Genomic DNA, 9530 nt, shown 5'->3' with positions numbered 1-9530 from the left:
CCGTCTTGCTGATAACAGGTGACGGATTACCTACCACCTAACACAGAAAACAAAATCTGCTTCTAAAACTAGATTGCTTCCATATTACTTTCCCCAGTCCGAATTCGGACAATTTGATCTACTGGAGGTAAATTTTTGAGATTTTTGTACCGAAAAGCTCGCACTTTTTTCACAGAATAAAGATTAAAGTCTTTATCTGTAAATGCTTTGTCAGTTAATCAGCAAGTCCTAAGTAATTTCTGAACTTCAAATAATATCAAATCCGGTTAAACAGTTATAGATAGGTTAACTGTTTAGGAGTCAGGAGTCAGGAGTCAGGAGTCAGGAGAAGAAAGAATTAGAAAGATGAGCGTAGTTATGGCGATTGGAGAATTTTTTTATGTCCAATTAAACGGATTTGATATAATACCTAATACCTAATACCTAATACCTAATACCAATTAAATAAATGTTTGCTACAAATAGCTAGGGAATTTTTGTTTGAGTCAGGTAGGGGCAAACGGCCGTTTGCCCGTACAGGTAGGAAAGCCGTCGGATTGGCGACGTACAGAATAAATAGCTTCGATGCCATTTATTAGTTCATAACTTATCCTATAAAATCTTTTTATTGTTATTATTATTCGTAACATTCTTTTTTCACGCTTGGTATAATAGCTACAACCCAAAACCTTTTTTTAAACTGTATGAATAAATTTTCACTCACAAAAAATCATCTAGTAGCACTCATTCTTGCAGGTGGAAAAAGTTCCCGTATGGGTAAAGATAAAGCCTTAATTCCTTGGGAAAAGGTACCAATGTTAAAAAGGGTTTATCAAGTAGCAAATAAATGTACAGAAAAAGTTTATATTATGACTCCCTGGCCGGAAAAATATCAGCCAATTTTACCTACAGAATGTGAATGGTTAACTGAGTTAAAAACTGAAGGTCCTTTAGTTGCTTTGGCTCAGGGATTGGCTCAAATTAATAGTGATTGGATTTTATTATTGGGATGTGATTTACCTCTGTTAAACTCAGATATTATTCAAACTTGGGTAACTAAATTAAACCAACTTTCTCCAGAAATTTTAGCTTTAGTTCCTCAAAAATCTCAAGGGTGGGAACCATTATGTGGTTTCTATCGGCAACAGATAAAAATAGAGTTAGAAAAAACTATTGTTCGGGGTAAACACTCCTTTCAAGAATTACTTGCTCAAATTCCAGTTCAACCATTATCTATTGATTCCGAGATAGCAAAAATGTTGTTTAATTGTAATACTCCTTCAGACTTATATCGTTCAACAATTAATTATTAATAATTAGGGTTTGTGCTCAAAAGTCTTTTTGTTGAGGTAGGGAGTAGGGAGTTATATCATGTCTCTTTGAATAACCACAATAAAAAATTGAGGGAGCAGGAAGCAGGGAGCAGGGAGCAAGGGAAATAAAAAAATATTCTCTTGATACGATGAAGAACGTTTTTATTATGGCTAATTAATGAGACCTGATATTAGTTAAGAATTAGGAATAGCAGGGAGTTGTAGAAGAGTAATCGTTCATCATAGCCACTTAAATTTTCTGCCTCGCGTTACTCCAAAATGCTTAATTTTTCAGCTTTCTTAAGACAAAAGCTGGTACTTTTTCCAGACCATTAGTTTCTCAAACCTTTATGTGTAAATACTTTTATATTTAATCAGCAAGCCCTAATTAATAATAATTATTAATTAAATACCTTTGTTAAAAGCCTCCCTCCCATAGGGGAAAAAATACCAGGATATTTCCTTATAAGCGTTTTTATTTGAGATGCGGAAACAGAGTGGTATTAAAAAGGGAACACCTTTGGGATAATGGGCAATAGTAAAGAATATAAAACAGTATTAAATACTGAAAAGCGTAAGGGAATAGGTACTCAATCAGTACACTTTTTTATTAGCAAAAATCTGAATCTAGATTTAAATCTCATTTGAAAATACTATATTCATAGGAATTACGCAGACACCATGTATGTAGTGTTAAAAACTATAACGTTATAGTTTTTGCACTCTATATATAGTACCCTTGCGTAAGTCCTGATTCAATCAAGAAAGGTTTTAACCAGAGGTAATTATCCATTATCCATTAATGAAAGCTATTGAGTTGAGTTAAGCGAAGGGCAAAACCCAACCTACGTCTAATTTACTTTTGACTTAAACCATACTTATCTATCAAAGCATCCCTTGCTTGCTCCCGGTCATCAAAATGAATTTTTTCTGTACCGAGAATTTGATAATCTTCGTGACCTTTTCCTGCTATCAATACTCCATCTCCAGGTTGAGCTTCCATAATAGCAGCGTGAATAGCTTGAGAGCGATCGCCTATTACCAAAGGTTTAACTTCTGGGGATATTCCCTCTAAAATATCCTGTAAAATTTTTTCCGGGTCTTCAGTGCGGGGGTTATCAGAAGTAACCACAGCTAAATCTGATAATTCAGCAGCAATTTTACCCATTTTTGGTCGCTTAGTGCGGTCGCGATCGCCTCCACAACCAAACACACAAATCATCCGACCGGGAATAAAAGGTCGCGCTGCTTTTAACAAATTTTCTAAACTATCAGGAGTATGAGCATAATCAACAATTACACTTATATCTTGCTCTTCAGTCACTTGTACTCTTTCCATCCGACCAGGTACTCCCGGAAATTCTGATAACTGAGCAACCACCATTGGCAAATCTAAACCCAAATGTAAAGTTGCTCCCACCGCAGCTAACATATTAGATAAATTGTATTGCCCTACCAATGGCAAAGTAAAAGGAATCTCGCCCTGGGGAGTATGCAAAATTCCCTTAACTCCTGTAGGTTTGTATTCTAAATCTGATGCCCACAAATCGGCGGAAGTGTCACTCGTGCTATAAGTCCAAACCTTTTCTGACTCTAGTCTAGCAATTAACTTTTTGCCATAGGGGTCATCAGCGTTAACTATCGCCCTACCCTTGAGATAGTCTGAACTAAACAGCAACGCTTTCGCCTCAAAGTAATCATCCATATCTTTGTGATAGTCGAGATGGTCTTGCGTCAAATTAGTAAATACTGCCACCTCATAAGTACAACCCCAAATTCGCTTTTGATCTAGAGAGTGAGAACTAACTTCCATCACTCCATATTTACTACCTGCTGCTACTGCTTGCGCTAGTTGGTTTTGCAATTCTACTGGGAAAGGTGTAGTGTAAGCTGCCGTTTCTGCAAATCCTGGCCAACGCGCATAAAGGGTGCCGAATAAAGCGGTAGGTAGTTGAGCATTATTCAGGAGAAATTCGACTAAATGGGTAGTGGTGGTTTTGCCGTTAGTACCTGTGATGCCTACCATTTTCATTTTTTGCCCAGGGTAGTCATAGAATGCAGCAGCAACTTCCGGACAAGTTTGACTCATATCAGCAACTGGAATAACACACTCATTTTTTGGTTGGTGTTTTTGAGCTGCCGAATGAGAAACTATAGCTCCCACGGCGCCATTAGCGATCGCGCTTGACCAGAAGTCTCCCCCATCAACGCGGGTACCAGGAATTCCTAAAAATAAATCCCCTGGTTTACAAGCATGGGAATTTGTGGCTAAACCTTTAATTTCTGTTTCTAAAGCTTGGTGATTATTGGTAAGTGAAATACTTGGAACTTTTGCTAATAATTCTCTCAATTTCATATTAGTAACTCCGATAGTTTTTTGAAGTTTTTTTATCTAAAATTTTGACTTTCTTTGGGTTTAATAACATCTATAAAATATTTGCTCAATAAAATTTGGTTCTCTTGCTCACGTAATGGTGAGAATATATATTTTTTTCCTACACTTCCCACACTCCCCACACTTCCCACACCCCCCACACTTCCTATACTATTTATGCACCATCATCAATTTTTGTATGGGCGAGTTTTGTACTCTGGTTATTAATGGCAGCCGAAGAAATCCTGTTGTTTCACCCGCTACTTGAACTTTTGATTTATTCAATGAATTAGGCTGAACAACCATGAGGATTTTTTTGTCATCTATAGCAAAAATTTACAAATATTTTTGTAACATTTGCTGCAATTTTCTTACTGGCATTCGAGGAGAGGGTCGTGGTATGAGCTTTTCGGTTGTTGTATCAGTCTGTGATAGGCAAAGTACGGGTACTTCATATTGATAAGCTTTAAACCAGTCATCACGGGTGGTAATGTCTCTAACCTCTAGATCAAATTTACAGGGGTTTTCGGGGTCTTTCAGTATTTCTTCGAGTTTTTCTTGAAGTCCTTCGCAGAGGTGACAGCCTGGTTTACTATATAAGATTAGGTTCATAATTTAGATTAAATTCTGGAAAATTTGTTAGTTTAATTATTCTATAATTTAAGGTGATTCCTTATTTTGAATTTTTATGGAAAAAAAGGGAATAGGAACCCTTTGGCAAGCCTACAAAGCTTATGGACAATAACAATTTCGTCAAGTAGCTTTGACAATGGGTTATTCTATATCTTAAGTCAATAACTTATTAAAAAAAGAAAGTCTAATAGACAAATCTGGTCATTTTAATCCTCGTGGAAGTCAGATAGTTGGAGTTCAAGAACTGTACACAACATATCAAGATATTTATGATTTCATTGAAGCTGCCTGGTATTTTGGTTATACTGGCGAGGAAATCAAAGTTTTTTTGAAGTTTTCTAAATCTAGTCGCAATCCTAGAATTGTTGATGATTTAGCTGTCTAAAAGAAAAATAGATATAGTATGAGATGTTAGGTAAAGGAGGAAAAATTTACTCTTAATATCTTAAAATTAACTAACATTTTGAAAAAGATTACCGAATCTTACTAATGACTTAATAGGTAATGTGAGTAATAAATATATCATCCTTTTGGGAAATTAGTATTACCTCTACAAACCCATTCAAATATAATTAATACCATACCCTTTGTTCCTTGATATTCTTTTTTTGGTAGTCCTGGATAGTAATGGTGAAAATATACATTTTTTTTCCCACACTCCCCACACTCCCCACACTCCCCACACTCCCCACACTCCCCACACTTCCTATACCATTACTATGTACCACCATCCTTTTTTCCTCCTACTCCCCACTACCTACTACCTATTCCTTTTTGATGTTGAGCAAAAATGCTGCAAAATATTACTACGAAAATCCTGCAATTCGGTCGAGGGATTCTTAACTGTAAATGCTTCCGATAAAGCATCAGAAAATAAATTCCGTTCAGCCCAAAATTTAACTTTAGCCAAAGCAATAGTTTCTGGTTTAGCTTTCGCTTGTTTTAAACGAGTATCAAGTTTTTCTAACTCTTGAGTAATCACCTGACGTTCTAGAACATCCATAACTCTAAAAGTAATTCGTAAAGTAGGAAAAGTCTCAGAAGCACTTGAATCATATATTCTCCAATAATAAGTATTACCAGGTTTTAATGATTCTCCATTGTAAATAACTATTTGCTGATTACCTTGAACTTTTTCAGCCCACAAAACCTCCTCACTATTAGCTGGACGAATCTCAATTCGCCGCAATTCTCCTTGCCAAATAAATGTCGGACGAGTATTCCAAATAAATGTCGGACGAGTATCCGAAATTTTCTCCTCGACTTCTATTAAACCAGGAGAAACCAAACAAAAGCTACTGCTTCCCAAAGTACGACCCCGACTAGCACCATCTTTGGGGATTACTGGTGGGTCTTCATCCGATTGATTAAATGAATCTTGAAAAACTTTTTCCCACCGATCATTAGTATTATTATTTTCGGAAATATTTTGTGTTTTAATTATGGATAAAGCTCCGAAAAATGCTATTATTAATGATAAAAAAAATAGCATTGAATTGAGTTTTTTATGCATAAAAAACCTCTTGTTAATATTTTGATAGTAGTCACATAAGGAAGAAAATTGTGGTAATTGAAATGATGCTAGACTGCAAATAATATGATCATAAAAATTCGGTATGTGGGAAACCATCCTGTGTATTGAGTGGGTCTTACATTCTGGAGGATCTGTGTGTAGGATTACTTCCCCACTCTATCGGTCTCGTGGGAGACCTCAGAATTACACACTCGCTTTTCCAGGTTTTAACCCGTAATCAGAAAATGTCTGATAATTAACCACAAAGACACGAATACCTCTGAAATCTAAGTCAGAGCATCGCGATCCAATGAATGGACGCCTCAGTTAAAGGGTCGTTAACCGAAACGGTCGCCCGGTGCTTGCCAGCATTCTGTTTCCAGCTATTAGATAGGACGTTGTAACGAGCGAGCGAGTAAATCAACCAACCAAATACTGAAAAAGCAGCCTCAATGGTCAGTGACCCGAGAGAGTAGTGGCGATATAAAGCGCCTTACGATCTGAGTATTGTATTCGTACTACGGTACGGTACTGGCAATGTGGCCGTTTTGCCTGATGGCATACTTTGTTTTTACAACTCCTAATCGCAAATCCACCTCACTTTAGTCCGTGAAGTGTCAATTCCTTGAGAATCTTACTGTAAACTTGGGTCAATATCTACCTCTATTTCCTCCTTATTACTTAATACTCAATAAATACTAATGCTACCGGATATAATCTAGTATAGAGTGTTAAATTTAGAAGCCATACAAAGAAATCGGGTTTCTGGGAAAAATCCTTGGTTTAAACAATAGACATCTCCAGAAAAGAGGGAGCAGGGAGCAGGGAGTAGGGATTAGGGATTAGGGATTAGGGAGAAATAATTGATGATTTATCTGGGATAATTGATTTCCTGTTTTTATTCTTGGAGATGTCTAAATATACATCTATGAAAAAACCAGATTGGGCACGCCTGGGTAAGTTCTGAAGTTAAATTTTGGGTAGCTCTTGACCGCGAAAATTGGATACAAGTTTCGCCCTTCTAGGGCAACTTTTTAATTAATAAAACTAGGATAAATGTGCTTTTATATTGTTAGTTAAAATTAAAATCATAATGTTTATCGATAACCAGTTAAACAATCTTGAAAAAGAACTTTCACCTGATAGTGAAGCGATCGCCAAAATTAAGCATAAGCAAGAGTATGTTCTGGATCGGATAAATCTTTCGCGACAGACAATTATTAATTTATGGGAATCCCTAACAACTTCACTACTTGTTTTCTAGGCATTTTATTAAAACCTCTTCTTAGTACCTAATTTCACCGATCATAACCGCCCTTCAGTAAGGCTTTTATTATAGAAGTTTTCAATCGATCGACTACACTGTGTAAAGCAACCTCAAAGCATTTTTCGACTCCCGACTACCAAGATTTTGTGCTCTACTAATTATGAAAAGCGCTGTATATCAAGTCCGTTGGTATCGTTTGTCTAAATCTAGGGAAAATATCTGCTCAAGTAATAGTTTTTTCCTTTTTTGTTATACCAATTCACTTTAAGGATGTCACAAATAGTTTCAAACTTTAAATGTCAAATAATTGCCTGAAACTATTGTATTGTCAAAGTTTTTGGTCTATAAAATTTAACTTCTAACTTCGCGCCTTCTGACTTCTGGCTTTCGTGAAACGGTATTACTTCTTCATACTTCCTACTTCCTTGCCTAAACTTTGTCATACTGATGCTACCGGATATGATTTCACTCGTAAAATTGTTACCCGATGGCTACTTGTAAAACAAGCCATATGCCTTACTGTTTAAGCTTTAGGCTTAACTAGACCTACAATATTAGACTTCTTGCAGAAGTCAGGGAATAGGGAATAGGTATGGAGGGAATAGGGGGGATGAAGTTGTTGATTCTATATCTCTAAATTGATTTAATTAAAACTTTTACAAGAGGTCTATTATAACTGAAACCCTTGTAGACGCATTCTATGGAATTTCTCTACTTTAATTTAGTATAATTATCTCGAATGAATATTATAGTCAACAAAAAATAGAAAATATAGAACAAATTATCTAAAAAAGAAAACAAAAAAGGGCAAATACAGAACAAATTATCTAAAAAAGAAAACAAAAAAGGGGATAATTTTTATCAAGTATTGTGCAATCAAGAATTCTTTTTGAAAAATACTATTATTGGTCAATGTTAGACATAAAATAAGAGAGTGTTTGTAATCATTAACTTATGTGAAAAATGCCAAATAACTAAATATAATAATTAGGTAAAGATAATGGAATCAGATATAATAGCAAATAATATATTAATTGTTGACGATCAAATTCCTAACTTACGAGTTTTAACAGCTATGTTAAAGGAAAAAAATTATCAAGTTAGAAAAGCTACTGATGGTGAAACTGCAATTGAAGCAGTGGAAATAGAACCTCCTGATTTAATTATTTTAGATATAAAAATGCCAGGTATGGATGGCTATGAAGTTTGTCAATCCTTAAAATTAAATGATGCAACTAAAGATATTCCGATTATTTTTATTAGTGCTTTAAATGAAGTATTTGATAAAGTAAAAGCCTTTGATGTAGGAGGAATTGACTATATTACAAAGCCATTTCAGGAAGAAGAAGTATTAGCAAGAATCAAAAGTCAGTTAACGATTAAACAACAACAAAGGCTCTTAGAAAAAGAAAAAGAAAGGCTCAAGCAAGAAATTCAAAAAAGAAAAGAAATAGAAGCAAGTTTATATCAATCTAGAGCATTAATTTCTAGTATTGTAAATAATTCCCTTGATGGAGTTGCTGCCTTGGAAGCAGTTAGAAATCCTAGGACAGGAAATATAGAAGATTTTCGCTGTCTAATCGTTAATCCTATTATGGCTAAAATTTTCAATCAACAATCAGAAGATTTAATTGGCAAGTTGGTTTTCAAAAGATTTATCAATAAAGTTGAGCTTAACTCATTTGATGATTTTGTTGGAGTTGTGGAAACAGGAATATCCTTGCAAAAAGATTTTAGTTATGAGTACAAGGGAGAGAAAAGATGGTATTCTTGTATAGCAGTTAAGTTAACTGATGGTTTTAGCGTTACAGTTAGAGATATTACTGAAAGAAAAAAACAGGAATTAGAATTAAATAATTTCGCTAGTATAGATAGTTTAACAGGTATTAGTAACCGCCGTATTTTCGATCAAACTTTAGGGAAAGAATGGCAAACTTGTCAAAGAGAAAAACAACCTTTAGCCTTAATTATTATGGATATTGACTACTTCAAAAAATATAATGATTACTATGGTCATCAAAAGGGTGATAATTGTTTAATTCGTGTTGCACAGGCAACTTATAAAGTTATCAAACGCCCCAGGGATCTTGTTGCTCGTTATGGAGGTGAAGAATTTGCCATTATTTTGCCCAATACAGATCGCAAAGGAGCGATGACTATTGCTAATATGGTTCAACAACAGATTAAGGAGCTAGCAATTCCCCATGAGCGCTCAGAGGTAAGTCCTTTTGTTTCTGTTAGTCTGGGAATTTCCTGTGTGATTCCTACTACAGAAAGTTCACCGAATACTCTGGTTGATATGGCAGATCGAGCGATGTATACGGCGAAACAGCAGGGGCGAAATATGGCGATCGCCTATACTTCTTCCTGAAGGTTTTCAATAATTAATAATTAACAATTAATAATTAATAATTACCTCTTCTTAAAACAGATAGGATTGGTTAAAAAGAA

7 protein-coding genes are annotated in these 9530 nt (G+C 35.3%); 3 read left to right on the top strand and 4 right to left on the bottom strand.

The features are described 5' to 3' along the window. Nucleotides 1-683 precede the first annotated feature (683 nt). The gene (locus F6K22_RS20225) at nucleotides 684-1292 is read left to right on the top strand and encodes a molybdenum cofactor guanylyltransferase (protein WP_293101781.1); all 609 of its coding nucleotides are present in this window, start codon (nucleotides 684-686) and stop codon (nucleotides 1290-1292) included. Between the two features lie 856 nt (nucleotides 1293-2148). Here F6K22_RS20225 and F6K22_RS20220 read toward each other — a convergent pair. The 4 genes from F6K22_RS20220 to F6K22_RS20205 all read right to left on the bottom strand — a co-directional run bounded on the left by F6K22_RS20220 (nucleotide 2149) and on the right by F6K22_RS20205 (nucleotide 5791). Beyond that, a complete protein-coding gene (locus F6K22_RS20220) occupies nucleotides 2149-3648 on the bottom strand; it encodes a UDP-N-acetylmuramoyl-L-alanyl-D-glutamate--2,6-diaminopimelate ligase (RefSeq protein ID WP_293101778.1) in 1500 nt (499 codons plus the stop codon). Between the two features lie 354 nt (nucleotides 3649-4002). Continuing rightward, nucleotides 4003-4278: a glutaredoxin family protein gene (locus tag F6K22_RS20215; protein ID WP_293101775.1), complete on the bottom strand. Its 276-nt coding sequence runs from the start codon at nucleotides 4276-4278 to the stop codon at nucleotides 4003-4005. Nucleotides 4279-4871: 593 nt separating this feature from the next. Further along, complete coding sequence (locus tag F6K22_RS20210) at nucleotides 4872-5030, bottom strand: hypothetical protein (RefSeq protein WP_293101772.1); 159 nt, start codon at nucleotides 5028-5030, stop codon at nucleotides 4872-4874. A 29-nt stretch (nucleotides 5031-5059) separates the two neighbouring features. Beyond that, nucleotides 5060-5791, bottom strand: a complete 732-nt coding sequence (locus tag F6K22_RS20205; RefSeq protein WP_293101769.1) for a hypothetical protein — start codon at nucleotides 5789-5791, stop codon at nucleotides 5060-5062. A gap of 1114 nt (nucleotides 5792-6905) precedes the next feature. Between F6K22_RS20205 and F6K22_RS20200 the strand changes: the two genes are divergently transcribed. Beyond that, on the top strand, nucleotides 6906-7076 hold the full coding sequence (locus F6K22_RS20200; protein ID WP_293101766.1) for a hypothetical protein: 171 nt from the start codon (nucleotides 6906-6908) through the stop codon (nucleotides 7074-7076). Nucleotides 7077-8079: 1003 nt separating this feature from the next. Further along, nucleotides 8080-9450 (top strand): diguanylate cyclase domain-containing protein, encoded by a 1371-nt coding sequence (locus F6K22_RS20195; RefSeq protein ID WP_293101763.1) that lies wholly within the window; start codon nucleotides 8080-8082, stop codon nucleotides 9448-9450. Nucleotides 9451-9530 lie beyond the last annotated feature (80 nt).

The sequence above is a fragment of the Okeania sp. SIO2F4 genome (assembly GCF_010672385.1).
GTDB lineage: Bacteria > Cyanobacteriota > Cyanobacteriia > Cyanobacteriales > Microcoleaceae > Trichodesmium.
This window is presented reverse-complemented; position numbering and strand designations above follow the sequence as displayed.

What these genes read in the sequence shown, in the direction of transcription:
- F6K22_RS20195 (WP_293101763.1), top strand. Translation starts at nt 8,080, where the DNA reads ATGGAATCAGATATAATAGCAAATAATATATTAATTGTTGACGATCAA.
- F6K22_RS20200 (WP_293101766.1), top strand. Translation starts at nt 6,906, where the DNA reads ATGTTTATCGATAACCAGTTAAACAATCTTGAAAAAGAACTTTCACCT.
- F6K22_RS20220 (WP_293101778.1), bottom strand. Translation starts at nt 3,648, where the DNA reads ATGAAATTGAGAGAATTATTAGCAAAAGTTCCAAGTATTTCACTTACC.
- F6K22_RS20205 (WP_293101769.1), bottom strand. Translation starts at nt 5,791, where the DNA reads ATGCTATTTTTTTTATCATTAATAATAGCATTTTTCGGAGCTTTATCC.
- F6K22_RS20210 (WP_293101772.1), bottom strand. Translation starts at nt 5,030, where the DNA reads ATGGTGGTACATAGTAATGGTATAGGAAGTGTGGGGAGTGTGGGGAGT.
- F6K22_RS20225 (WP_293101781.1), top strand. Translation starts at nt 684, where the DNA reads ATGAATAAATTTTCACTCACAAAAAATCATCTAGTAGCACTCATTCTT.
- F6K22_RS20215 (WP_293101775.1), bottom strand. Translation starts at nt 4,278, where the DNA reads ATGAACCTAATCTTATATAGTAAACCAGGCTGTCACCTCTGCGAAGGA.